Genomic DNA, 24,406 nt, shown 5'->3' with positions numbered 1-24,406 from the left:
TCGCCAATAAAAAACGGGCTTCCCTGGGGAAGCCCGTTTTTTATTGGCGCGCTGGATGGTGCGGCGGTCGGCAGCGGCCGCTACGCCTCCTTGGCCTAGTCCCGTAGCGGCTTGCCCTTGCGCAGCCTGCGTACCCAGTAGCGGGCCGGATGGAGCGCCTCCAGCAGATCGGCGGCCAGCGGCAGCGGATCACCGCAAATTTCGCTCGCGACCAGCTCACCGCAGAGCGGCGCCGAGCACAGACCACGGGAGCCGAGGGCGCCCAGCACATAGAGACCGGTGTGCAGGGGCAGCGCGCTCTGCTGATCAGTAGGCGCTTTAGGGTCGTGATCCGCCAGGCTTGCCAGTCTAGCAATTGGCCCCACCACTGGCAGGTGATCCCGGCTGGCGCAGCGCACTCCCACTCGCGCCTCCTTGCCGCTCACGTCCACCTCGGCAGGCCAGCTTTGATCCGGCAGGCAGGCTTGCAGCCGCGCCTGGTTCTGAACCTGCTCCTCGGCACTATACGCGAGGGTGCTCTGGTTGCGACCATAGCTGGCCCCGATGCAGTGCGCTCCGTCGTGGGCCGGGGTGAGGTAGCCGTCGTAGCAGAGCACAGTCTTGAGCTGGCTTAACCGCGCTGTGGTCGGTACATGGCTCACCTGACCGCGCACCGGGTAGAGGGGGAGTTCCGCAAAGGGGATCAGGGCGGGCAGCTGGTGACCGGCGGCCACCACCAGGTTGGGAGCCAGCCACTGGCGGCCATCCTGGCTCTCCACCTGCCAGCCGTCCGCCAATTCGGTAATGGTGCTCACTGGTGTGCGGTATTCAAGGCGCAGCAGGCCGCTGGCTTGCGCTTCTTTCAGGGCGGCGCGGGTGAGATCCGCCGGGCAGAGCCAGCCCCCCAGGGGATAGCTGACACCACCATGACCGCAGGGCAGGCCGACCACCTGCTCAACTTCTGAGGCAGAGAGTGGGTGCATCAGCTCGGGGGGGAAGGGGCCCTGACCCATCTTGGCGAGCTTGGCGGCGGATTTCTCGTCATAGCCAAGCTGGGTGACGCCGCACAGGGAGAAGGCGATGGGATGGCGCGCGGCCAGGGCCTGCAGCCGCTGGCGGGCATAGCCGAAGGCCAGGGAATAGAAGCGCGACAGCGCATCGTGCTCCCCATTGAGCAGGGGATAGAGCGCCCCCTGGCGGTTGCCGGAGGCGCCGGTGGCGGGCTCGCCCTCTGCACACAGCAGGGTCACCTTGCGGCCCCGCTCCACGAGAGACAGTGCCGTCATGGCCGAGGCGATGCCGCCGCCGATGATCAGCACCTCGCCGTCCCGGCCGACGGGACGGGCATACCAGGGGGAGATGCTCTGCTCGGGCGATTTGTCCTCCCGCATCCCTGCCAGCATCTCCCGCTTGCTGCCGTGGCCCTTGACCTTCTTCATGGCAAAGCCGGCGTCAATCAGGCCGCGGCGCACGAAACCGGCGCAGGTAAAGGTGGAGAGGGTCGCGGCGGGGCGGGCGAGGCGAGCGAGACCATCGAACAGCGCTTGCGTCCACATTTCGGGATTCTTGGCCGGCGAGAAGCCATCAAGATACCAGGCATCCACCAGACCCTGGGGCCCGTGAGGCACCTGGGGCAGCATCTCCTTGATGTCGCCAAGCCAGAGATCGAGGCGGATGCGGCCGCCGGCAAACAGCAGACGGTGGCAGCCGGATACCGGCAGCGGCCACTGGTCGATGAGAGGCTGGCTTAAGGACGCCAGCTCGGGCCAGGCCGCCAGGGCCTTGCGCAGATCGGCCTGGGCCAGGGGGTATTTCTCGAAGCTGATGAAGTGCAGGCGCGAGCCGTTGCCGGATTGGGGCGCCTGTTCCAGGAAGGCGGCCATTGTCGCCAGAAAGTTAAGACCTGTGCCGAAACCTGTTTCGCCAATCACGAAACTGTCACTATCGTGGTGCGAAAATCGTGCCGGTAGGTGATTTTGCAATAAAAAGACGTAGCGGGTTTCACTTAGACCGTTATCATTGGAAAAGTACACATCCCCGAACTCACTGGAGACTGGAGTTCCCGCTTCATTCCAGTCCAATCGGGCATGATGTAAGGATGTTTGACTCACGTTTTCCTCTGCTCGCGTCATAAATTCGCGGGCATTCTACGTGAAAGCAGACCAGTTTGGCAGCCGAAAGCGGGTAGACTCGGTGCCAGTTTTTCCAGACGAGATGAATTAATGAGAAGAGCAGTGATCACCGGTATCGGCGTCATCTCCAGTATCGGCAACAACAAGGAAGAGGTGCTGGCCTCCCTGAAAGCAGGCAAATCCGGCATCACCTATTCCGAGCAGTTTGAACAGTACAACCTGCGCAGCCGTGTCTGGGGTAACATCAAACTCGATCCGTCTGAACTGATCGACCGTAAAGTCATGCGTTTCATGGGTGACGCCGCGGCCTATGCCTATCTGTCCATGGAGCAGGCCATCGCTGACGCGGGTCTGCCAGAGGATCAGGTCTCCAACGAGCGTACCGGCATAGTGGTCGGCTCCGGCGGCGCCTCCGGCAAGAACACCTCAGAGTCTGCGGACATTGCCCGTGAGAAAGGGGTCAAGCGCGTGGGTCCCTACATGGTGCCGCGCACTATGTCCTCCACCACCTCTGCCTGCCTGGCCACCCCGTTCAAGATCAAGGGTGTCAACTACACCATCAGCTCCGCCTGTGCCACCTCTGCCCACTGCATAGGTCACGCACTGGAGTTGATCCAGCTTGGCAAGCAGGACATCGTCTTCGCCGGCGGCGGCGAGGAGCTGGACTGGTCTTCCACCATACAGTTCGATGCCATGGGCGCCCTCTCCACCAAGTACAATGACACCCCGGAAAAGGCGTCCCGTACCTATGATGCGGACCGCGACGGTTTCGTCATCTCCGGTGGCGGCGGTATCCTGGTGGTCGAGGAGCTGGAACATGCCCTGGCCCGCGGTGCCCACATCTACGCCGAGATCACCGGTTACGGTGCCACCTCCGACGGCTACGACATGGTCGCCCCGAGCGGTGAAGGCGCTGTGCGTTGCATGAAGATGGCGATGAAGGACGTCGGCTCCGTGGACTACATCAACACCCACGGTACCTCCACCCCGGTCGGTGATACCAAGGAGCTGGAAGCCATCCAGACCCTGTTTGGCAGCAATGCGCCCAAGCTCTCCGCCACCAAGGCGATGACGGGTCATGCCCTGGGCGCCGCCGGTGTGCACGAGGCCGTCTACTCCCTGCTGATGATGGAACACGGCTTCATCGCCCCCAGCATCAACATCGAGAACCTGGACGAGAAGGCCGTGGGTCTGCCCATAGTGCGCGCCTACGAAACCGCCGATCTCAATACCGTCATGTCCAACAGCTTCGGCTTTGGCGGTACCAACGCTTCCCTGGTCTTCAGCAAGTTCAAGGCTTGATGAACCGATGAAGTGAAAAAAGGCGCCGAAAGGCGCCTTTTTTATTGGGCTTGAACTGGGTCTCAGGCCGGTTCGGCCAGGGGTAGCCGCATATAGACGGCGCCCTCGCCGTACTCCTCCAGCGACTTGGGGGTCCTGGCTGGCACGAAGCCCTGCTTGCGCCAGAAGGCCGGGGCATCCTGTACCGCCACCAGCCCGGCATGCTGGTAACCCTCATCGCTGGCAAAGGCGAGGGCAGTAGCGAGCAGCCGCTGGCCCACCCCCAGGCCGCGCGCCTCGCCACTGACAGCGAGATCGTGCAGGTAGAACTCCTCGTGGTCGGTGAGGGGCTGCAAGGGTTGCGAGAGCGGAGGAGGGCAGTGGGCACGCCAGGGATGACAGAGCAGATAGCCGAGCACCTTGCCCTGGCGCTCGGCGACCCAGCAGCAGGCGGGGGCGAGCTCTGCCTTGTTGCTCATCACCTCGAGGGGCTCGGGCTCCAGCTGGTGGTAGCACTCGCTCTGAATGGCCATGATGGCGGGCCAGTCTGGGGGCCGTATGGTTCTTATCTTGATCATCGTACTGGAGGGCGTGCGCCCCTGGTCAACCCATGAAAGAAGGGGGTCAGCATAACCCAAGGGGCGCGCAAACGGAACCGGGGTCCCTCAAGGCTCAGCGAACGGCCTGCTTGCTCACCACCTTGATCAGCTGATAACGCACCGAGGAGGCGTCCGCCGGCACGTCGGTGAGCTGCTCGGTGCGCACTTCCAGCTGATAACGGAAACCGGGCTCGAAGGTGAAGCCTTCGATCTGCTGGTAGAAGAGGGTCCAGCTCTCACCGGGCTGGCTGCGCACCTGCATGCACTTCATGGGGGCGACACCGACGCAGTCGGCCAGCTTGTCCTGGATATAGAGGGTCTCTGTGGTCGGGGTGCTCTGGCAGGCGCTGAGCAACAGGGCGGAGCAGAGGAGCAGGGGAGCTTTCATGACGGGTGTCCTTGGCGTAAAAGGGCGCGATTAAACCCTCAAATGAAAAGGCGGTCAATGACCGCCTTTGTAACAAACCATGACAACTTGCCGGATCAGCGTTGATCGAGCGGAGTGAAATCCCGTTGGGCCAGGCCGGTATAGAGCTGACGCGGACGACCGATCTTCTGATCCGGGTCCGAGTGCATCTCGTTCCAGTGGGCTATCCAGCCGATGGTGCGGGAGATGGCGAAGATCACGGTGAACATGGACATGGGGATGCCGATGGCCTTCATGATGATGCCGGAGTAGAAGTCCACGTTCGGGTAGAGTTTCTTCTCGATGAAGTAGGGGTCGGACAGCGCGATGTGCTCCAGCTCCATGGCCACATCCAGCAGCGGATCCTTGATCTGCAGCTCGGTCAGTACCTCGTGGCAGGTTTCGCGCATCACAGTGGCACGGGGATCGTGGTTCTTGTAGACCCGGTGACCGAAGCCCATCAGGCGGAAGGGGTCGTTCTTGTCCTTGGCCTTGGCAATGTACTCGGGGATGCGATCCACGGAGCCAATCTCTTCGAGCATCTTGAGACAGGCTTCATTGGCACCACCGTGGGCCGGTCCCCACAGGGAGGCGATCCCCGCGGCGATACAGGCAAACGGGTTGGCACCGGAGGAGCCTGCCAGACGCACGGTGGAGGTGGAGGCGTTCTGCTCGTGATCCGCATGCAGGGTGAAGATGCGATCCATGGCCCGCTCGACTATGGGGTTGACCTTGTACTCTTCGGTCGGCACGCCAAACATCATGTGCAGGAAGTTGCCGGCATAGGAGAGGGCGTTGCGCGGCTGCATGAAGGGCTGGCCGATGGAGTACTTGTAACACATGGCGGCCAGGGTCGGCATCTTGGAGAGCAGACGGAAGGCGCAGATCTCGCGATGTTCTTCGTTGTTGATGTCGAGGGCATCGTGATAGAAGGCGGACAGGGCGCTGACCACACCGCACATGATCGCCATGGGGTGGGAGTCACGGCGGAAGCCGCGGAAGAAGAAGGCGATCTGCTCGTGCACCATGGTGTGGCGGGTGACCAGGCGTTCAAATTCCGCATATTGCGTCTTGGTGGGCGCCTCGCCGTACAGCAGTATGTAGCAGACTTCCAGGTAACTGGCCTGGGTGGCCAACTGGGCGATGGGATAACCACGGTGCAGCAAGACACCCTGATCTCCGTCGATATAGGTAATGGATGATTTGCAAGCACCGGTGGCCATAAAGCCGGGGTCGAAGGTGAAATACCCTTGCGCGCCCAGTTTTCTGACATCGATTACATCGGGTCCAACAGTACCGGACAGGATCGGTAGTTCTACCGGCTCTTTTCCGGGCAGATGTAGGGTGGCTATCTTATCAGCCATAGCACGTCTCCTTTGCTCTTTTATAATTTGGTTCCAGTCCTACTTTATTACGACTTTCATGACGCTGGCAAAGGTTCTTACCCGTACCACGGCGGCTGGAGCGCCTTATTTGAACCAGAGAACCACCTTCTTGTCAATTTTCTTGAATGATCATTAATGACTTGTTAAAGCGGTTGTGAGATCTGGTTTACGGTTTTGGGTTTTCTATGTAGCTAATTGATTGTCATTGGTTAAGGCCGCCGATATACTGCGCCTCGTGGGTGATGGCCGTCGGTGTTTGAAACGCTTTCGCAAAGCCAGATGTGATATCTAAAATGTTGTTTTTGGCTTTTCCGAGTTGTTTTGGTAACAAAAACCTAACAAATGCCACTCCTAGCCCTCAAAGCGTGTGAAAACAATAACTAACGTGCTCAATGGAGCTGAGTGGGCAAAGCCGTGAAAAATAAACAGAGACCTGTAAACCTCGACCTGCAAACGATCAGCTTTCCTGTCACCGCCATCGCTTCCATCTTGCACCGTGTCTCAGGGGTCATCACCTTTGTGGCGCTGGCCATCTTGCTGTGGATGCTTGGTACTTCACTCTCCTCTCCCGAAGGATTTGAAACCGTCGTTGCCATCATGGACAACTTCCTGGTCAAGTTCGTGTTGTGGGGGATCCTGACTGCGCTGGCATACCACATAGTGGGCGGCCTGCGTCACCTGGTCATGGACATGGGGCATTGGGAAGAGCTGGATTCCGCGAATCAGAGTGCCCGGGTGGGCTTCGTGATTACCGGGATTCTGGCGGTATTGGCGGGGGTACTGGTATGGTAACCAATTCTGCAACTTTCGGGCGCAGCGGTGTTCATGATTACATCCTGATCCGCGCCACCGCCCTCATCATGACGGCTTACGTCCTCTACCTGGTCGGCTTTGTCGCCTTCAACGACATTACCTACGAGGTGTGGACCGGCTTCTTCGCCACAACCTTCACCAAGGTCTTCACCCTGCTGACGCTCTTGTGCGTCCTGATCCACGCCTGGATCGGTCTGTGGCAGGTGCTGACCGACTATATCAAGCCGGTCGGGCTGCGCGGTGCGCTGCAGTTTGCGCTGGTGGTGGTGCTGTTCGTCTATCTGATGACGGGTTTCGTCGTGCTGTGGGGTGTGTAAGGTGACTATTCCAACTCGTGAATTTGATGCGGTCGTGATCGGTGCCGGTGGTGCCGGCATGCGCGCCGCGCTGCAGATTGCCCAGTCCGGCAAGAGCTGCGCACTGCTTTCCAAGGTTTTCCCGACTCGTTCCCACACGGTTTCCGCCCAGGGCGGGATCACGGTCGCCCTGGGCAATGCCCATGACGACAACTGGCAGTGGCACATGTATGACACCGTCAAGGGCTCCGATTACATCGGTGACCAGGAAGCGATTGAATACATGTGCAAGACGGGCCCCGAGGCCATCTACGAGCTGGAGAACATGGGCTTGCCCTTCTCCCGCTTCGACAACGGCTCTGTCTATCAGCGCCCCTTCGGCGGTCAGTCCAAGAATTTTGGCGGCGAGCAGGCGGCCCGTACCGCGGCGGCTGCCGACCGGACAGGTCACGCCCTGCTGCATACCCTGTATCAGCAGAACGTCAAGAACAAGACCACCGTCTTCTCCGAGTGGTATGCCCTGGATCTGGTGAAGAATCAGGACGGCCACATCGTCGGCTGTACCGCCATCGACATGGAGAGCGGCGAAGTCGTCTACTTCAAGGCCAAGGCCACGGTGCTCGCCACCGGCGGCGCCGGTCGCATCTACCAGTCCACCACCAATGCCCACATCAACACGGGTGACGGCGTCGGCATGGCACTGCGTGCCGGGGTTGGCGTGCAGGACATGGAGTTCTGGCAGTTCCACCCCACCGGCATCGCCGGGGCAGGGGTACTGGTGACCGAGGGTTGCCGTGGTGAAGGCGGCTATCTGCTCAACAAAGATGGCGAGCGCTTCATGGAGCGTTATGCGCCCAACGCCAAGGACCTGGCCGGTCGCGACGTGGTGGCTCGCTCCATCATGATCGAGATCCGCGAAGGCCGTGGCTGTGACGGTCCCTGGGGCCCGCACATCAAGCTCAAGCTGGATCACCTCGGCAAAGAGGTACTGGAATCCCGTCTGCCGGGCATCTGCGAGCTCTCTCGCACCTTCGCCCACGTGGATCCGGTCAAGGAACCCATTCCCATCATCCCGACCTGCCACTACATGATGGGCGGCGTGCCGACCAGCGTGAACGGCCAGTGCCTGACCCAGGATAAGGACGGCAACGACGTCCCCGTGGTCGGTCTGTTCGCGGTGGGGGAGATAGCCTGTGTCTCCGTGCACGGTGCCAACCGCCTCGGCGGCAACTCCCTGCTGGATCTGGTGGTGTTCGGTCGTGCCGCCGGCATGCACCTGGTAGAGACACTGGGCGAGATGGATCATGGCCGCGATGCCTCCGAGTCCGACATCGCCGCGGCGCTGGCCCGCTTCAATCGCTGGGAGAACAACCGCGATGGCGAGGATCCCGCCGAGATCCGCCGTGACCTGCAACGCTGCATGCAGAACAACTTCTCCGTGTTCCGTGAAGGGGACGCCATGGCAGAAGGGCTGGCCGAGCTGAAACTCATCCGCGAGCGCCTCAAGAATGCCCGTCTGGACGACACCTCCAAGGAGTTCAACACCCAGCGCATCGAGTGCCTGGAGCTGGACAACCTGATGGAGACGGCGTTTGCCACCGCAGTTGCCGCCAACTTCCGTACCGAGAGCCGGGGCGCCCATAGCCGCTTCGACTTCCCGGAGCGTGACGACGAGAGCTGGTTGTGCCACAGCCTCTATCATCCGGACACCGAGTCCATGACCCGTCGCGCGGTCAACATGTCACCCAAGACCCGTGAGGCGTTCCCGCCCAAGGTCCGGACTTACTGATTGCGGAGCCAAGCACAATGAACGTCACATTCTCGGTATATCGCTATAACCCGGACGTTGATAACGTCCCCCATATGAAGGAATATCGTCTTGATATTCCTGAAGGTTCCGACATGATGGTGCTCGATGCACTGATCCAGTTGAAAGAGCTGGATCCTACTCTCTCCTTCCGCCGCTCGTGCCGCGAAGGGGTCTGTGGATCAGACGGTCTCAACATGAATGGCAAGAACGGTCTTGCCTGCATCACCCCGCTCTCCGATCTGCTGAAGAAGGGCAACAAGGTCGTCATCCGGCCCCTGCCTGGTCTGCCGGTGATCCGCGATCTGGTGATCGACATGACCCAGTTCTACACCCAGTGGGAGAAGGTCAAGCCCTTCCTCATCAACGATGAAAAACTGCCGCCCGTGCGTGAGCACCTGCAATCCCCCGAAGAGCGCGCCAAGCTGGATGGCCTGTACGAGTGTATTCTCTGTGCCTGCTGCTCCACCTCTTGCCCCTCCTTCTGGTGGAACCCGGACAAGTTCATAGGCCCTGCCGGGCTGCTCGCCGCCTACCGCTGGCTGGCGGACAGCCGCGACACCGCCGCCACTGAACGACTGGGCAATCTGGATGACGCCTTTAGCGTGTTCCGCTGCCACGGCATCATGAACTGCGTGAACGTCTGTCCCAAGGGCTTGAACCCGACCAAGGCCATCGGTCAGATCAAGTCGATGTTGCTCAACCGGGCTGTTTGATACCAGGGCCAGGGCGCCTTGCGCCGGGCCCGACCTCTGGATAGCCATCCCGTCCCGGGATGGCTATGACCCTACAAGCTGCGCTGCAGTGAACAAGATGTACAAGGGATAGAAATGCATAACGGCGTGATGAAGGCCTGGTTGGAGTCATCTCACCTGGCTGGTGCGAATGCAAGCTACATTGAGGATTTGTACGAATCCTTCCTGGAAAACCCCGACTCCGTAGCCGATGAGTGGCGCAGCCTGTTTAGCGAGCTGCCCCAGGTCAATGGCCATGCAGTTGAACAACCCCACTCCCAGGTTCGCGACTATTTCCGCCGCCTGGCCAAGGATCCCTCCCGTTACAGCGCCCCTGTCTCCGATCCCCAGGTGGATGCCAAGCAGGTGCGCGTACTGCAGCTGATCAACGCCTTCCGCTTCCGCGGTCACCAGAATGCCAATCTGGATCCCCTCGGCCTCTGGACCCGTGAAACCGTTGCCGAGCTCGACCCGGCATTTCACAACCTGCAGGGCGCAGACATGGAGGCCACCTTCAACGTGGGCTCCTACGCCATAGGTCGCGAGACCATGGTGCTCTCCGATCTCTACGCCTCGCTGAAGAAAACCTACTGCAGCAGCATAGGTGCAGACTACATGCACATCACCTCCACCGAGGAGAAGCGCTGGCTGCAAGACCGTCTTGAATCCATCGAAGGGAAGGGGACCTATACCCTCGAAGAGAAGACCCGCTTCCTCGAGAGCCTGACCGCCGCCGAAGGGCTGGAAAAATACCTGGGTGCCAAGTTCCCGGGGGCCAAGCGTTTCTCCCTGGAAGGGGGCGATGCCATGGTGCCCATGCTGAAAGAATTGATCCGCCGCGCCGGTGAGCAGGGCTGCAAAGAGGCCGTCATCGGCATGGCCCACCGGGGTCGCCTGAACGTGCTGATCAACGTGCTGGGCAAGCGCGCCCAGGAGCTGTTCGACGAGTTCGCCGGCAAGCACGGCGAATCCTGGGGCACAGGGGATGTGAAGTACCATATGGGCTTCTCCTCCGACTTCGCCACCCCGGGCGGCAACGTCCACCTGGCGCTGGCCTTCAACCCGTCCCACCTCGAGATCGTCAACCCAGTGGTCATCGGCTCGGTCCGTGCCCGCATGGACAGACGCGGTGACAAGGACGGCTCCAGCGTCTTGCCCATCACCATCCACGGTGACTCCGCCATCGCGGGGCAGGGTGTGGTGGCCGAGACCTTCAACATGTCCCTGACCCGTGCCTACGGCGTCGGCGGCACTGTGCGCATCGTCATCAACAACCAGGTCGGTTTCACCACCTCCTATCAACGTGACCTGCGCTCCACCGAATACTGTACCGACATCGCCAAGGCGGTGCAGGCGCCGGTGCTGCACGTCAACGGGGATGACCCGGAAGCCGTGGTGCTGGTGACCCAGATTGCGCTGGATTACCGCAACACCTTCAAGCGCGATGTGGTGATCGAGCTGGTCTGCTACCGTCGTCACGGTCACAACGAGGCCGATGAGCCGAGCGCGACCCAGCCCCTGATGTACCAGAAGATCAAGCAGCACCCGACGCCGCGCAAGATTTACGCCGATCAGCTGATTGGCGAAGGCACCATCACCCCCGAGCTGGCCACCACGCTAGTCAACGACTATCGCGATACCCTGGACAGGGGCGAGCGGGTGAGCAAGGAGTGGCGTCCCATGGAGCTGCACTCCGTGGACTGGACCCCGTACCTCGGTCACGACTGGGCCATGAGCTACGACAGCACTGTGCCCATGGATCACCTGAAATCCCTCGGCGAGCGCATCAGCCAGTACCCGGCGACCCATGTGCTGCAACGCCAGGTCGAGAAGATTTACGAAGACCGCCGCCTGATGGCCGCCGGCGAGAAGCTGGTGGACTGGGGCTTTGCCGAGACCCTGGCCTACGCCACCCTGGTGGACAAGGGTGCGCGCATCCGCTTCACCGGGGAAGACTCCGGCCGTGGCACCTTCTTCCATCGCCACGCCGTGCTGCACAACCAGACCGATGCGAGCACCTACACCCCGCTGTGCAACTTGCACGACGAGCAAGGTCCGTTCGAGATCTATGACTCTGTGCTGACCGAGAACGCGGTACTGGCGTTCGAATATGGCTACGCCAGCGCCGAGCCGGCCGGTCTGACCATCTGGGAAGCCCAGTTCGGCGACTTCGCCAACTGCGCCCAGGTGGTAGTGGATCAGTTCCTCTCCTCCGGCGAGCAGAAGTGGGGCCGGATGTGCGGTCTGACCATGCTGCTGCCCCATGGTTACGAGGGGCAGGGCCCTGAGCACTCCTCCGCCCGTCTGGAGCGCTATCTGCAGATGTGCGCCCAGCACAACATGCAGGTGTGCGTGCCCTCCACCCCGGCCCAGGTGTTCCACATGCTGCGCCGCCAGGTGGTGCGCCCGATGCGCCGTCCGCTCATCGTGATGACGCCGAAATCCTTGCTGCGCCACCCGCTGGCGGTGAGCAAGCTCGACGAGCTGGCGACCGGCACCTTCCAGAACGCCATCGGCGAGATCGATGCCCTGGATCCGAAAGCCGTCAAGCGGGTGGTCTTCTGCTCCGGCAAGGTCTACTACGACCTGCTCGATGCCCGTCGCAAGGCGGAGCAGCAGGATGTGGCCCTGGTACGGATCGAGCAGCTCTACCCCTTCCCGGAAGAGGAAGTGCGCGCCATCCTGGCCGATTATGCCCACGTCACCGATTTCGTCTGGTGTCAGGAAGAGCCGCAGAACCAGGGCGCCTGGTACAGCACCCGCCATCACTATGACAGCGTGCTGCCAAGCAATGCCCGTCTGCGTTACGCCGGTCGTCCGGCCTCGGCCTCACCGGCCGTCGGTTACATGTCTGTCCACGCCAAGCAGCAGAAAGCCCTGGTGGAAGACGCGCTGACCCTGGAATAAACGAGTTGTGAAGGGGAGGGGGCACTGTGAAGCCGACCCTCTCCGTCTCTGGAACAAGCCTGCTGGCCAAGAAGTAACAAGGAACTGATTACATGACTATCGAGATCAAGGTACCGGACCTGCCGGAATCAGTGGCGGACGCCACCATCGCCACCTGGCACAAGAAACCGGGTGATCTGGTTGCCCGTGACGAAGTGCTGGTTGACATCGAAACCGATAAAGTCGTGCTGGAAGTCCCCGCGCCGGAAGCCGGCGTGCTGGGCGACATCCTGCAACTGGAAGGCGCGACCGTGCTCTCCCGCCAGCTGATCGCCATCCTCAAGGCGGCCCCTGTGGCCGGTGAAGAGACCAAGGAGAAGCCGGTGGAAGTGGCAGCCGATGACGCTGCCGACGGCCTGAGCCCCTCGGTGCGCCGCCTGGTGGCCGAACACGACATCGACGTGGCCAAGCTGACCGGCACCGGCAAGGGTGGTCGCGTCACCAAGGAAGACGTGGATGCCTTCATCAAGAACCTGGGCAAGCCGGCAGCCCCCGTCGCCGCCGTGGCAGCCGCACCGGTTGCGCCCATAGCCCCGCTGGCCGGTCGCACCGAGAAGCGCGTGCCCATGACCCGTCTGCGCAAGCGCATCGCCGAGCGTCTGCTGGAGGCCAAGAACACCACCGCCATGCTGACCACCTTCAACGAGATCAACATGGCGCCCATCATGAAGCTGCGCAAGCAGTACGGCGAGATCTTCGAGAAGAAGCACGGCATCAAGCTCGGCTTCATGTCCTTCTACGTGAAGGCCGTGGTCGAATCCCTCAAGCGCTACCCGGAAGTGAACGCGGCGCTGGATGGTGATGATGTGGTGTACCACAACTACTTCGACGTCAGCATCGCCGTCTCCACCCCCCGTGGTCTGGTGACCCCTGTGCTGCGTGACTGCGACAACATGAGCCTCGCCGACATCGAGAAGGCCATCAAGGATCTGGCGGGCAAGGGCCGTGACGGCAAGCTGACCGTGGACGAACTGACCGGCGGCAACTTCACCATCACCAACGGCGGCGTGTTCGGCTCCCTGATGTCCACCCCCATCATCAACCCGCCCCAGAGCGCCATTCTGGGCATGCACAAGATCCAGGACAGACCCATGGCCGTCGATGGCAAGGTCGAGATCCTGCCGATGATGTACCTGGCGCTCTCCTACGATCACCGCATCATCGACGGCCGCGAGTCCGTGGGCTTCCTGGTCTCCATCAAGGAGCTGCTGGAAGACCCGACCCGTCTGCTGTTGGATGTCTGAGCAAGAGTGACTGAAAGATAACGAGGGGCCGCCCAGGCCCCCATTCACAGGGGATTGAGAAACACGAGCCCCGGACGGAAATACCTACAACACGGATAGAGCATCTATGAATCTGCATGAATATCAGGCAAAACAGCTGTTTGCCGAGTATGGCCTGCCGGTCTCCGAAGGTTATGCCTGTGCTACCCCGCAGGAAGCGGCCGAAGCGGCCGACAAGATTGGTGGCAATACCTGGGTCGTCAAGTGCCAGGTCCACGCCGGTGGCCGTGGCAAGGCGGGCGGCGTCAAGCTGGCCAAGAGCAAGGACGAGATCCGTGCCTTCGCCCAGAACTGGCTCGGCAAGAACCTGGTGACCTATCAGACTGACGCCAACGGTCAGCCGGTCACCAAGATCCTGGTAGAGTCCTGCACCGACATCGCCAAGGAGCTCTACCTCGGCGCCGTGGTTGACCGTGGCAGCCGCCGCGTGGTCTTCATGGCCTCCACCGAGGGTGGCGTGGACATCGAGAAGATCGCCCACGAAACCCCGGAACTCATTCACAAGGCTGCCATCGATCCCCTGGTGGGCCCGCAGGCTTATCAGGCCCGCGAGCTGGCCTTCAAGCTGGGTCTGGTCGGCGATCAGATCAAGCAGTTCACCAAGATCTTCATGGGTCTGGGTCAGATGTTCCTGGACTGCGACTTCGCCCTGCTGGAGATCAACCCCCTGGTCATCACCGACAAGGGCAACCTGCACTGCCTCGACGGCAAGATCAACATCGACGCCAACGCCCTGTACCGTCAGCCCAAGCTGCGCCAGATGCACGATCCGTCCCAGGATGACCCCCGCGAAGCGCACGCCGCCCAATGGGAGCTGAACTATGTGGCGCTGGATGGCAACATCGGCTGCATGGTCAACGGCGCCGGTCTGGCCATGGGCACCATGGACATCGTCAACCTGCACGGCGGTTCCCCGGCCAACTTCCTGGACGTCGGCGGCGGCGCCACCAAGGAGCGCGTGACCGAGGCCTTCAAGATCATCCTGTCTGACAGCAAGGTACAGGCCGTGCTGGTCAACATCTTCGGCGGCATCGTGCGCTGCGACATGATCGCGGAAGGCATTATCGGCGCGGTCAAGGAAGTGGGGGTCAAGGTGCCCGTGGTAGTGCGTCTGGAAGGCAACAATGCCGAACTGGGTGCCCGTAAACTGGCCGACAGCGGCCTCAACATCATCGCCGCAACGAGTCTGACTGACGCAGCTCAGCAAGTGGTTAAAGCAGCGGAGGCCAAATAATGAGCGTTCTGATCAACAAAGACACCAAGGTGATCTGCCAGGGCTTCACCGGCGGTCAGGGTACCTTCCACTCCGAACAGGCGATTGCCTATGGTACCCAGATGGTCGGCGGCGTGTCACCGGGCAAGGGTGGCACCACCCACCTGGGCCTGCCGGTGTTCAACACAGTCCGTGACGCCGTGGAAGCCACAGGCGCCACCGCCTCCGTCATCTATGTGCCTGCGCCCTTCTGCAAGGACGCCATCCTGGAAGCCATCGATGCCGGCATCAAGCTGATCGTCACCATCACCGAAGGCATCCCGACCCTGGACATGCTGCAGGTCAAGGTGAAGCTGCAGGAAACCGGCGTGCGCATGATCGGCCCCAACTGCCCGGGCGTCATCACTCCGGGTGAGTGCAAGATCGGCATCATGCCGGGCCACATCCACAAGCCGGGCAAGGTGGGCATCGTCTCCCGCTCCGGCACCCTGACCTACGAAGCGGTCAAGCAGACCACGGACGAGGGCTTCGGCCAGTCCACCTGCGTCGGCATAGGTGGTGACCCCATCCCGGGCTCCAACTTCATCGACATCCTGGAGATGTTCCAGAACGATCCCAAAACCGAAGCCATAGTGATGATCGGCGAGATCGGCGGCAGCGCCGAAGAAGAGGCGGCGGCCTATATCAAGGCCCACGTCACCAAGCCGGTGGTCTCCTACATCGCGGGTGTCACCGCTCCGGCTGGCAAGCGCATGGGTCATGCGGGCGCCATCATCGCCGGTGGTAAAGGCACTGCAGCAGAGAAATTTGCCGCCCTGGAAGATGCCGGCGTGAAAACCGTGCGTTCCCTCGCCGATATCGGCAAGGCCCTGCGCGAAGTGACCGGCTGGTAAGTTAGTTAGCCTGTTATCTCTAATAAAAATGCCGCCCTTGGGCGGCATTTTTTATGGATAGAATATGATTATGGTCACTCTTCAAATAGTTATTCTATCTACAGCTAGATCTTGAATAGAACCCTGCGCAGGATAGATGATGGCTAAATGACAATTTATTTTTTCATATTTCGTGGGTAGCGATATTTATGATGGAATTATTTGATACAAACCAGAGTAAAACTGTGCTTGCTAAATTTAGGCAAAAAATTGATGGCTTAGTTCCTTCGGATGATTTCGATAAACAGCGGAATAGTCTTATCCGCCTAATTGTTAATGCTATGGAAAAAAGACCTAGTGAATGGAATACGTTCTGTCAGATAAATATAAAGTGGATAGGCGATCAATTCATTAATAGGCTTGCTGATGAAAAAGATCTAACGAAAGATCGATTGGATGATATTTGCTCGATGTGTTTTAGATTTCTTTTCGAGCTGTATCTCTCAACCAAAAATGACCTGGCAATGGAGTTCGAAGCTGCAAGACGCTTCGTCTTTGATAATGTAAACTTATTTGAAGTTACGGCCAAGGAACAGATTGAGTTTGCGATCCGTGACATGCCTATTAGTATTTTCAAGGAGATTGCAAACAGTGAGGGAATTGAAAGTTTAAAGAATTTCGATGCTGTTTCAGAAAAAATTAAAAATATTAAAGAAGAATGGGATAGAGACTTAAGTGAGAGGGAGAGTAGAGCAAGAAATATAGAGGCGTCTCTATCTAAGTACGAGAATGCGTTTAACTTTGTTGGTTTATTTCAAGGCTTTGATGATTTAGCAAATGAAAAGAAAAATGAACGGGACGGGATTCTATTTTGGCTTAAATTGTTGTCTGTGATAATTATCTTACCGATAGTTGCTGAATTTGTACTCATATATAAGAATATAGATAACATATCTGCCATTAGAGATGGTTTATTGGTATCCATTTTTCCAACGCTTTCTTTAGTTGCGATCTCTATTTATTACTTTAGAGTTCTTCTTTTTAATTACAAGTCTGTTAAATCACAGTTATTGCAAATAGACCTTAGGAAAACATTATGCAGGTTCATTCAAAGTTATTCTGGGTATGCTAGCGAGATAAAAAGCCAAGATGCCGATGCTTTAGATAAATTTGAACGAATCATATTCTCTGGAATAGTGACCGAGGATGGAAGCCTGCCGTCTACGTTTGATGGAGTTGAACAAATAGGAAACTTCATAAAGTCGATTAAGTCCTAGGCTGTAGGAAATCTGGGGCTTCACCTTTTTGACTGCAGTGTAACCGTGTACTTGGTTTAATCTCGTATGTTGGGCTTCGCAGGCTCAGCCACAACCTACAGGCGTTGTAGGTTGGCGCTGAGCGTAGCGAAGCCCAACGTTTAACCGCAGTTTCTGACCTTTCCGATTCTCTGGCATCTCCCCGTTTACCTTGAAAAATCGGACCATAAGGCGTATAACCACGCGCTTGTCAGCGTATTGAGTGAGCCCATTGCCATGCAGCAAAAAGTGCCGCAGTTAAACGAAGTGCAGACCGCCCCCTTCTGGCAGGCGAAGAGCCTGCAACAGATGACCATGACGGAGTGGGAGTCCCTGTGCGATGGCTGCGGCAAGTGCTGCCTGAACAAGCTGATCGACGAGGACACCGAGGAGCTGGTGTTCACCAACGTGGCCTGCAACCTGCTCAATACCAAGACCTGCCAGTGCTCCGACTACGGCAACCGTTTCAAGAAAGAGCCGGACTGCCTGCAGATCACCCACGACAAGATTGCCGAATATGACTGGCTGCCATCGAGCTGTGCCTACCGCCTGCTGGCGGAGGGGCAGAGTTTGCCTGAGTGGCATCCGCTTATCACCGGCAGCCGCAGTGCCATGCACCAGGCCGGTCAGTCGGTGCGCGGCAAGGTGGTGCACGAGGTGGATGCCGGCGACTGGATAGATCACATCATCACCTGGGCCAGCTAACGCCAGCCTGTCTATCCGGCCAGCCGCGAGCCGTACCAACTGCGAAGGGGCAGGGGACTCACACTCTCCTGCCTCTTCGGCTTTCTGGCTTTTTCCTAAGCGCAGTGAAGGCGTCTATTTGTCCGCCTTGCCCGCCGCATCCGCCAACCGGGCCAGCTGTTTGTCATACCAGGCCACAGGGCGGTTTTCATCTTCCGCTCGCTCCTTGCGCCGGATGGCGTTGCGTACCACCATGGCCCCCAGCCAGCGCAAGGGCTCCGGCGGGAAATAGCCGCGCGGGCCGCTCACCAGGGCGCATTCGCGCCATGGTTTATCCGCTTCCCGCACATCATCTCTCACCAGGGCCGCCAGTATTTGACCGCCCATCCAGCTCTGGGCCACTCCGTTGCCCGAATAGCCGAGGCCATAGACGACGTTGGGCTGCGCGCGCCAGTGGCCGAAGAAGGGAAGGCCATCCACCGAGCGATCGGAGGCGCCGCACCAGCTGGCGGCGACGGGCACCTCTGCAAGGGCCGGAAAGAAGCGGCGCAGGGTGCGGGTGAGGGGGGCAAGATAACGGCTGGGGGAATCGAACTCGGCCAGATGGCGGTTGGCAAAGGCGAAGGTGTTGCCCCCCTTGCCCAGCATCAACCGCCCTTGCGGGGTGGATCTGTAGTAGTGCACGAAGGTGCGGCCATCCACCACGGAGCGACCGTGCGCGAGTTGCTGGGCGGCCAGTGCCTGTGGCGCCGGGTCGGTTATCACCATATCCGAGGAGACCAGCACTATGCTGCGGCGAAACTCGCGAAAGTGCGCCGTCATGGCGCTGTTGAGGGCCAGCACCACCTTGCGGGCACGCACCTCACCCTGCGGCGTTTGCACCCGCACAGGCTGGCCTGCGTCGAGGCGCTGCATGGGGGAGCCTTCATACACCTCGACCCCGAGTTCCCGTGCCACCCGCAGCAGGCCGCGCACCAAGAGTGCCGGTTGCACCGAGCCCGCGTGGGGGCTGTAGAGCCCCTCCAGATGAACGTGGGAGCCGCTCTGGCTCGCCAGTTTATCCTCTTCAATCGCCTGCCACTGGTTAAGGTCCGCTCGCTTTAGTTCCCGCAATACCGGCTCCATCAGACCCCGCTGGGCCTCGCTGGTGGCGGTGTAGCAGGTGCCCTCGACCCTCAGTTCCGCCTCTATCTGATGCGCCGCGCAGAAGCGGGCGATCTCGTATACCGCCTGCTCGGAGCCTTGCACCAGCCAGGCGGCCTGCTCCTCCCCAAACAGGCGCTTTAACGTCAAGTACTTGGCTGACCAGGTGAGCAGGCAGCCGCCGTTGCGCCCGGAGGCCCCGCTGCCACACAGATCTTTTTCCAGCACCAGGATGCGCAAGTGAGGCTCGGCCTGTTTAAGGGCGATAGCGCTCCAGAGTCCGGTAAAGCCGCCGCCGACGATGCAGACATCCACTTCGTGCTGGCCTTGAAGGGGCGTGGAGGGGGCGGGTTGTTCGGTGGCCAGGGCCTCAGCCAGCCAAAAGGGGCGAGTGGACATGATGACTCCTTGAAGATGTTATTGATGGCGCCAGCGCTGGGTGCGATCCAGCAGGGCGCGGCTCAAAAAGAGCTGGAGCAGCTTGACGGTGGCGGCGGCCAGCAGGATCAGGGTGGCCATGGCGGCGGCCGCGGCGGTATCGCCGGAATCCTCCATGTTCAGCACGGCGATGGAGGCGAGCACGCTGTCGCTCGAATAGAGGAAGATCACCGCCGAGGTGGTGGTCATGGCGTTGACGAACAGATAGATGAAGATCTCCAAGAGCGCAGGCAGGGAGGCGGGCAGGGTGACGCGCCAGAACGCCTTCCAGAGTGGAATGCGCAATGAGATGGCCACCAGCTCCAGCTCCCTGGGCAATTGTTTCAGGCTGGTCAGCGCCGTCATATGGCCCACTGTGTAGTAGTGGATGACGCAGGAGAGCACCATGAGCGGCAGGGTGCCATGGAGGCTGCCAAACAGCGGATTGCCGTTGAAAAAGAAGATGTAACCCAGCCCCAGCACCATGCCGGGCACCGCCAGCGACAGCATGGCGAGCAGATGCAACAACTGGCGAAGCCATGCGAAGTGGCGCCCCTTCTCCTGCGCCCAGGCCAGCACCATGACCAGCACTGTGCCCACAAGGGCGGTATAGAGGCCCAACTGCAAGGTGTTGGTAAAGGGCTGCCAGCCGTAGACGCTGTTGCTGTCAAAGGCGTAGTGATCCAGCGTCAGCCCAAGGTTATAGGGCCAGAACTGCACCAGTGAGCCATAAACGGCCATCCCGACCAGCGCCAGAAACAGCAGGGCCCAGAGAGTGCACCAGCCGAGCGCCAACAGATCCCGCAGCCGATGGGGTTTGGGCTGATAGGGCACCGCCTTGGTGCTGCTCTGCTCCTGCATCTTGCTGCGTACCCTGTGCTCCAGCGCAAAGCTCAGCAGCGCCGGCAACAGCAGGGTAACGCTGGCAACGGCGCCGAGTGAGAAGTTCTGCATCCCAATCACCTGCCGGTAGATATCGGTGGCCAGCACGCTGTACTGGCCGCCAATCACCTTGGCCACCCCGAAGTCGCAGATGGTGAGGGTGAAGACGGCGATGGCGGCGCTGAGCAGGCCATAACGGGCGGTAGGCAGGGTGACGGTGACAAAGGTGCGCCAGCCGCTGCTGCCCAGGACTCGGGCCGCCTCATAGAGGCGCGCGTCGCTCTGACCGAGCGCCGTGATGAGGATCATCAGGGCGTGGGGGAAGCACCAGAAGCCCAGACCAATGACAATGCCGATGGGGCCGTAGATGCTCTCGCCCCCAAGCAGCCCCTTGGCAACTCCCTGATTGCCAAACCAGTAGACCAGACTGATGGCGGGGAGCAGGGAGGGCATCAAGAGCGGAATAAGGCCTACCAAGCGAAACAGGCTCTTGCCCGGCATGCAGGTGCGGGTGAGGGCATAGGCGTAACCGAAGGCGATGGTCACCACCAGGGCTGTGATCAGTACCCCGAGCCAGAGGGTGTTGCCGAGGGTTTGACCCAGATGAGGGGAGTCGATGTAGGCTTTGACGTTGGCAAGCCCCACCCAGAGGCCATTTTCGTCTTGCAGGCTTTTTTGCAGCATGGTGAGCAGCGGCAGCAGCAGGCCGCCGGTGAGCAGGGCAATACCTAGCAGAAGCAGCAGGAGTTGCAGCAGCTGATCCCGGCTCCAGCCGGAGCAGAGCCGCTGCCACAAGGGGTAGCGAGGCTGGGGCTCTTGGGTTGCCTGTTCTGATGTTGCCTGTGCTGGGGTTGCCAGTGCCGGAGTGGAGAGATGAGGGCTCATGGGCGTTCCCCTTCAAACAGCTGCATGGCCCCGGCGGGCCAGTGCAGGGAGCAGCGCATGCCGCTTCGCCAGCCACCCTGTTCGTGGTGGGGCAGCTCCTGGGTCGGGCGCTCCACCAGAATTTGCTGCGGGCCCAGATAGGTGTCGGCGGTGCAGATAAGGCGCTGGGCTGCGCCGAGAAACTCTACCTGATCGATCTGCGCTTCTACGCCATGCTGACCAGGATAAGGCTCATGGGGGGCGCCCAGGGTGATCGCCTCGGGGCGTATGGCCACCTGCAATTTGCTGCCGGCAGCGGCCCGGTTGGCGAGCGTCAAGGGCTGTTCGTTGAGGCGCACCTGAGTGGGGCCTAGCACCAGGGTGTCGAGGAAGTTCATGGTGCCGACAAAGCTTGCCACGAAGCGGCTCGCAGGCTGGTGGTAGATCTCCTGCGGTGTGCCCACCTGCACTATGCGGCCGCTCTCCATCACTACTATACGGTCCGCCATGGTCAGGGCTTCTTCCTGATCGTGGGTCACCATGATGGTGGTGATGCCAAGGCGCTGCTGCAGGGCGCGGATCTCGCTGCGAAGGTGGGTGCGCACCAGGGCATCCAGGGCGCTTAACGGTTCGTCCAGCAGCAGCAGGCCGGGGGAGAGCGCCAGCGCCCGGGCCAGCGCCACCCGCTGCTGCTGGCCGCCGGAGATCTGGCTCGGGTACTTGTGGGACTGGGCATCGAGATCCACCAGCGCCAGCCAGTGATCGACCCGCTCCTTGATGGCATCGCGCGCCAGCCCCTGATTCTCAAGGCCGAAGGCGATGTTCTGGGCCACCGTCAGGTTGGGGAAGAGGGCATAGGACTGAAACACTATGCCAAAGTCCCGCTCCTGGGGGGGCAGCAGGGAGATATTGCGCCCCCCTTGCCAGATCTCGCCGCTGTCCGGCAGATCCAGCCCGGCAATGGCTCTGAGCAAGGTGGTCTTGCCGCAGCCGGAGGGGCCGAGAAAGCAGATGAACTCCCCCGGATGGATGCTCAGAGAGATCCCCTTGAGGGCCTGGAAGGCACCGAACTGCTTGTTGAGGTGTTGAATGTCCAGATAGGGCTGGGTCATGTTTCGACTCGCTACTGATTTGGTATATACCAGTTTGCCGGTGAAGTGTGACGGTCAGGTGATCGGGGGATGACAGCTTGATGACAGTCAGATGACGGCGGGCATTCGGCAGGTGGCTTGGCCGCGTGCAGACGGGCGGGGCGCTGCCCATTGGGGGTGAAACAAAAACTGGGAGCGAAACCCAAAAAGCGAAGGCCAACACCTGTTGGCCTTCGGCAAGGGGTTGATTGGCAGCGGTTTGTCTGGGGTACACAAACCGCTCCTTCAGGATTACTGCTTGGCTTCCGACTTGCCGTCGAAGCTGGCACTCCACTGGGTCAGGATGGCGTTGCGCTCGCGGGCTGCCCAGGCAAAGTCGTTGTCGATCATCTGCCCCTTGATATCCGCCGGATAGCCCGCTCTCGGTTGGGCGACCCCAGGGATGGCGACCACGGCGAACGACTTGTTGTAGAGGGCGTTGGCCTGCTCGGTGGCGGCAAAGTCGAGCAGCTGCTTTGCCGCATCCAGCTTGGGGGTGCCCTTGATGATGGCGGCGGCTTCCATGTCCCAGCCCGAGCCTTCGCTCGGGAACACCACCTCTATGGGGGCCCCCTTGGCCTTGAGGCTGGTGGCCGGGAAGTCAAAGGAGATGCCGATCACCGTCTCGCCGCTGGCGGCCAGCTTGCAGGGGGCCGAGCCCGAGTGGGTGTAGCGGTCTATGTTCTGGTGCAGGCCGTTCATGAACTGCCAGCCCTGCTGCTCGCCCATGGTCTGCAGCCAGCCCGCGACGCTCAGGTAGCCGGTGCCGGAGGAGCTGGGGTTGGGCATGATCACCTTGCCCTTGTAGATAGGCTTGGTGAGATCGGCCCAGCTGGTCGGCGCCGGTATTCCTTGCTTCTCTGCCTCTACCTTGTTGAAGCAGATGGCGCTGAAGAAGGCGTCCAGACCAATCCAGTGGGGCTCGGCCTTGCCGTCACGAAAACGGCTGTCGAGCTTCTCCAGCCCCTTGGGGGCGTAACCGGTCAGCATCTGCTGCTGATCGAGCTGCATCAGGCTGGTGGCCGCCAGTCCCCACACCACGTCGGCCTTGGGCTGGGCTTTTTCAGCCAGCAAGCGGGCTGTGACCACTCCGGTGGAGTCACGCACCCACTTGATGTTGATATCCGGGTGCTGGCGCTCAAACGCCGTCTTCAGCTCGCCGAGCTGCTCCGGCTCGAAGGCGGTGTAGACGGTGAGATCGGTCGCGGCCAGTGCCGGGGCTGTCATGGCGGCCAGCACGGCGGCGGCCAGCAAATGGGTTCCCTGTTTCATCCTCTTCTCCATTTTGGTTGGCTTGGTATAAACCAGATTGGTCGAAGCAGAGGCTAGGGGAACTTTATGACGGTACGGTGACGGCTCAGTGACGTTTTGCCGCACTCGATTTGCCGCACTTAACTTGTCTGTTCCTAATTCTGGGTATCCACCTCTATCTCCAGACTGTCGTGGCGCCAGTACTCCAGATCGAAGTCGAGCACCCGGCCGTGCTGATCGAAGTTGAGTCGCTCCAGGCGCAGGGCGGGTAGCCCGGCGGTGGCCCCCAGCGCCTTTGCCACCTCGTCCGGCAGGGCGGTGGGGAAGAAGCGCACCTGCATGCGGGCGTAGTGAAGATCGTAATGGGCCTGGTAGATCTCGGTCAGGCTGCCGGCAAGATCCAGCTCCAGCAGACCGGGAACCCGCTCTGGCAGGCAGTGGTTTTCGCAATAGCAGATGGCGCGCCCGTTGGCATAGCGCAGCCGCTTGAGCAGAAACAGGCTGTCAAACGGCTTGAGCTGCAACTGCGCCATCAACGCGGGTGGCACCGCCTGGCGGCTTTTTTCCAGCAGCTCGGTACGCGGCTCGCCCCCTTGCTCTCGCACTATCTGGTGAAAGTTGGAGGTGCGCCTGGGGTTGAGGCGAAAGCGCGGCGGGGTGACGAACCAGCCCCGGCGATCCTCCCGATAGATGAGGCCATTGGCCTCCAGCTGCACCAGCGCCTCGCGGATGGTGACCCGGGTGGTGCCGTAGAGTTCCCCCAGCAGCCGCTCGGAGGGGAGTTTGTCGTTGGGGGTCAGGCCCCCCGCCAGGATCTGGTTGGCGAGGGCATCCTTGATCTGCAGGTATTGGGGTTTGCTCATGAAAATCCTTGGCTGGGCAGTGGTTGGGGCGCAGGTCCGGTCGCTAAATGGAGGCGATATAATGCGTTGGTAGATACCAGTGTTGCCCCTGTTGTTCAGGCTACCTAGATTATCGCGATCCCGGCGCCGAA

Annotated in this window: 20 protein-coding genes; 11 read left to right on the top strand and 9 right to left on the bottom strand. The window is 60.5% G+C overall.

The genetic code is table 11. The features are described 5' to 3' along the window. Positions 1-95: 95 nt before the first annotated feature. Positions 96-2,111 carry a bifunctional tRNA (5-methylaminomethyl-2-thiouridine)(34)-methyltransferase MnmD/FAD-dependent 5-carboxymethylaminomethyl-2-thiouridine(34) oxidoreductase MnmC gene (gene mnmC, locus ACF2JD_RS00420; RefSeq protein WP_440986520.1) on the bottom strand — a complete coding sequence of 672 codons (2,016 nt, stop codon included), beginning with the start codon at positions 2,109-2,111 and terminating at the stop codon, positions 96-98. A 90-nt stretch (positions 2,112-2,201) separates the two neighbouring features. Between mnmC and fabB the strand changes: the two genes are divergently transcribed. Further along, the gene (gene fabB, locus ACF2JD_RS00415) at positions 2,202-3,413 is read left to right on the top strand and encodes a beta-ketoacyl-ACP synthase I (RefSeq protein WP_111910965.1); all 1,212 of its coding nucleotides are present in this window, start codon (positions 2,202-2,204) and stop codon (positions 3,411-3,413) included. Between the two features lie 62 nt (positions 3,414-3,475). Here the strand turns inward: fabB and ACF2JD_RS00410 are convergent, their stop codons facing one another. The 3 genes from ACF2JD_RS00410 to ACF2JD_RS00400 all read right to left on the bottom strand — a co-directional run bounded on the left by ACF2JD_RS00410 (position 3,476) and on the right by ACF2JD_RS00400 (position 5,761). Continuing rightward, positions 3,476-3,970 (bottom strand): GNAT family N-acetyltransferase, encoded by a 495-nt coding sequence (locus ACF2JD_RS00410; protein ID WP_163156402.1) that lies wholly within the window; start codon positions 3,968-3,970, stop codon positions 3,476-3,478. Between the two features lie 94 nt (positions 3,971-4,064). Beyond that, positions 4,065-4,379: a DUF4377 domain-containing protein gene (locus ACF2JD_RS00405; protein ID WP_106886998.1), complete on the bottom strand. Its 315-nt coding sequence runs from the start codon at positions 4,377-4,379 to the stop codon at positions 4,065-4,067. Positions 4,380-4,474: 95 nt separating this feature from the next. After that, positions 4,475-5,761: a citrate synthase gene (locus tag ACF2JD_RS00400; protein WP_440986519.1), complete on the bottom strand. Its 1,287-nt coding sequence runs from the start codon at positions 5,759-5,761 to the stop codon at positions 4,475-4,477. 423 nt (positions 5,762-6,184) lie between these two features. Between ACF2JD_RS00400 and sdhC the strand changes: the two genes are divergently transcribed. The 10 genes from sdhC (at position 6,185) to ACF2JD_RS00350 (ending at position 17,746) form a co-directional block, all read left to right on the top strand. Next, complete coding sequence (gene sdhC, locus ACF2JD_RS00395; RefSeq protein WP_025326734.1) at positions 6,185-6,574, top strand: succinate dehydrogenase cytochrome b556 subunit; 390 nt, start codon at positions 6,185-6,187, stop codon at positions 6,572-6,574. Then, entirely contained in the window at positions 6,568-6,912 is a 345-nt protein-coding gene (gene sdhD, locus ACF2JD_RS00390; protein WP_005326929.1) for a succinate dehydrogenase, hydrophobic membrane anchor protein, read from the top strand. Before sdhC ends, sdhD begins: the two co-directional genes overlap by 7 nt. A 1-nt stretch (position 6,913) precedes the next feature. Further along, complete coding sequence (sdhA, locus tag ACF2JD_RS00385) at positions 6,914-8,680, top strand: succinate dehydrogenase flavoprotein subunit (RefSeq protein WP_106886997.1); 1,767 nt, start codon at positions 6,914-6,916, stop codon at positions 8,678-8,680. Between the two features lie 17 nt (positions 8,681-8,697). Beyond that, positions 8,698-9,414 (top strand): succinate dehydrogenase iron-sulfur subunit, encoded by a 717-nt coding sequence (locus tag ACF2JD_RS00380; RefSeq protein ID WP_025326736.1) that lies wholly within the window; start codon positions 8,698-8,700, stop codon positions 9,412-9,414. Positions 9,415-9,528: 114 nt separating this feature from the next. Then, positions 9,529-12,339, top strand: coding sequence for a 2-oxoglutarate dehydrogenase E1 component (sucA, locus tag ACF2JD_RS00375; protein WP_139744392.1), 2,811 nt, complete (start codon positions 9,529-9,531; stop codon positions 12,337-12,339). Between the two features lie 92 nt (positions 12,340-12,431). Then, positions 12,432-13,622, top strand: a complete 1,191-nt coding sequence (odhB, locus tag ACF2JD_RS00370) for a 2-oxoglutarate dehydrogenase complex dihydrolipoyllysine-residue succinyltransferase (protein WP_106886994.1) — start codon at positions 12,432-12,434, stop codon at positions 13,620-13,622. Positions 13,623-13,728: 106 nt separating this feature from the next. Beyond that, on the top strand, positions 13,729-14,895 hold the full coding sequence (gene sucC / locus ACF2JD_RS00365) for an ADP-forming succinate--CoA ligase subunit beta (protein ID WP_106886993.1): 1,167 nt from the start codon (positions 13,729-13,731) through the stop codon (positions 14,893-14,895). Then, positions 14,895-15,767, top strand: coding sequence for a succinate--CoA ligase subunit alpha (sucD, locus tag ACF2JD_RS00360; protein ID WP_042649072.1), 873 nt, complete (start codon positions 14,895-14,897; stop codon positions 15,765-15,767). Before sucC ends, sucD begins: the two co-directional genes overlap by 1 nt. 188 nt (positions 15,768-15,955) lie before the next feature. Next, positions 15,956-17,023 (top strand): hypothetical protein, encoded by a 1,068-nt coding sequence (locus ACF2JD_RS00355; protein WP_163136961.1) that lies wholly within the window; start codon positions 15,956-15,958, stop codon positions 17,021-17,023. Between the two features lie 285 nt (positions 17,024-17,308). Further along, complete coding sequence (locus ACF2JD_RS00350) at positions 17,309-17,746, top strand: YcgN family cysteine cluster protein (RefSeq protein WP_440986863.1); 438 nt, start codon at positions 17,309-17,311, stop codon at positions 17,744-17,746. 114 nt (positions 17,747-17,860) lie between these two features. On the opposite strand, the gene ACF2JD_RS00345 is transcribed toward ACF2JD_RS00350, so the two are convergent. The 5 genes from ACF2JD_RS00345 to phnR form a co-directional block, all read right to left on the bottom strand. Then, a complete protein-coding gene (locus ACF2JD_RS00345; RefSeq protein ID WP_440986518.1) occupies positions 17,861-19,267 on the bottom strand; it encodes an FAD-dependent oxidoreductase in 1,407 nt (468 codons plus the stop codon). Positions 19,268-19,285: 18 nt separating this feature from the next. Beyond that, on the bottom strand, positions 19,286-21,052 hold the full coding sequence (locus tag ACF2JD_RS00340) for a putative 2-aminoethylphosphonate ABC transporter permease subunit (protein ID WP_440986517.1): 1,767 nt from the start codon (positions 21,050-21,052) through the stop codon (positions 19,286-19,288). Then, on the bottom strand, positions 21,049-22,143 hold the full coding sequence (locus ACF2JD_RS00335) for a putative 2-aminoethylphosphonate ABC transporter ATP-binding protein (protein ID WP_440986516.1): 1,095 nt from the start codon (positions 22,141-22,143) through the stop codon (positions 21,049-21,051). The genes ACF2JD_RS00340 and ACF2JD_RS00335 overlap by 4 nt, the downstream gene beginning before the upstream one ends. A 270-nt stretch (positions 22,144-22,413) precedes the next feature. Beyond that, a complete protein-coding gene (locus tag ACF2JD_RS00330; protein ID WP_106886988.1) occupies positions 22,414-23,433 on the bottom strand; it encodes a putative 2-aminoethylphosphonate ABC transporter substrate-binding protein in 1,020 nt (339 codons plus the stop codon). A gap of 134 nt (positions 23,434-23,567) precedes the next feature. Next, positions 23,568-24,275 (bottom strand): phosphonate utilization transcriptional regulator PhnR, encoded by a 708-nt coding sequence (phnR, locus tag ACF2JD_RS00325; RefSeq protein WP_290028428.1) that lies wholly within the window; start codon positions 24,273-24,275, stop codon positions 23,568-23,570. Positions 24,276-24,406: the final 131 nt, after the last annotated feature.

Origin of the sequence: Aeromonas ichthyocola (assembly GCF_046087985.1) — a bacterium.
GTDB lineage: Bacteria > Pseudomonadota > Gammaproteobacteria > Enterobacterales > Aeromonadaceae > Aeromonas > Aeromonas rivipollensis.
Note: the sequence above shows the minus strand (reverse complement) of the source record. Positions and strands in the feature narration are given on the sequence as shown.

What these genes read in the sequence shown, in the direction of transcription:
- mnmC (WP_440986520.1), bottom strand. Translation starts at nt 2,111, where the DNA reads ATGACGCGAGCAGAGGAAAACGTGAGTCAAACATCCTTACATCATGCC.
- fabB (WP_111910965.1), top strand. Translation starts at nt 2,202, where the DNA reads ATGAGAAGAGCAGTGATCACCGGTATCGGCGTCATCTCCAGTATCGGC.
- ACF2JD_RS00410 (WP_163156402.1), bottom strand. Translation starts at nt 3,970, where the DNA reads ATGATCAAGATAAGAACCATACGGCCCCCAGACTGGCCCGCCATCATG.
- ACF2JD_RS00405 (WP_106886998.1), bottom strand. Translation starts at nt 4,379, where the DNA reads ATGAAAGCTCCCCTGCTCCTCTGCTCCGCCCTGTTGCTCAGCGCCTGC.
- ACF2JD_RS00400 (WP_440986519.1), bottom strand. Translation starts at nt 5,761, where the DNA reads ATGGCTGATAAGATAGCCACCCTACATCTGCCCGGAAAAGAGCCGGTA.
- sdhD (WP_005326929.1), top strand. Translation starts at nt 6,568, where the DNA reads ATGGTAACCAATTCTGCAACTTTCGGGCGCAGCGGTGTTCATGATTAC.
- ACF2JD_RS00380 (WP_025326736.1), top strand. Translation starts at nt 8,698, where the DNA reads ATGAACGTCACATTCTCGGTATATCGCTATAACCCGGACGTTGATAAC.
- sucA (WP_139744392.1), top strand. Translation starts at nt 9,529, where the DNA reads ATGCATAACGGCGTGATGAAGGCCTGGTTGGAGTCATCTCACCTGGCT.
- odhB (WP_106886994.1), top strand. Translation starts at nt 12,432, where the DNA reads ATGACTATCGAGATCAAGGTACCGGACCTGCCGGAATCAGTGGCGGAC.
- sucC (WP_106886993.1), top strand. Translation starts at nt 13,729, where the DNA reads ATGAATCTGCATGAATATCAGGCAAAACAGCTGTTTGCCGAGTATGGC.
- sucD (WP_042649072.1), top strand. Translation starts at nt 14,895, where the DNA reads ATGAGCGTTCTGATCAACAAAGACACCAAGGTGATCTGCCAGGGCTTC.
- ACF2JD_RS00355 (WP_163136961.1), top strand. Translation starts at nt 15,956, where the DNA reads ATGATGGAATTATTTGATACAAACCAGAGTAAAACTGTGCTTGCTAAA.
- ACF2JD_RS00345 (WP_440986518.1), bottom strand. Translation starts at nt 19,267, where the DNA reads ATGTCCACTCGCCCCTTTTGGCTGGCTGAGGCCCTGGCCACCGAACAA.
- ACF2JD_RS00340 (WP_440986517.1), bottom strand. Translation starts at nt 21,052, where the DNA reads ATGAGCCCTCATCTCTCCACTCCGGCACTGGCAACCCCAGCACAGGCA.
- ACF2JD_RS00335 (WP_440986516.1), bottom strand. Translation starts at nt 22,143, where the DNA reads ATGACCCAGCCCTATCTGGACATTCAACACCTCAACAAGCAGTTCGGT.
- ACF2JD_RS00330 (WP_106886988.1), bottom strand. Translation starts at nt 23,433, where the DNA reads ATGAAACAGGGAACCCATTTGCTGGCCGCCGCCGTGCTGGCCGCCATG.
- phnR (WP_290028428.1), bottom strand. Translation starts at nt 24,275, where the DNA reads ATGAGCAAACCCCAATACCTGCAGATCAAGGATGCCCTCGCCAACCAG.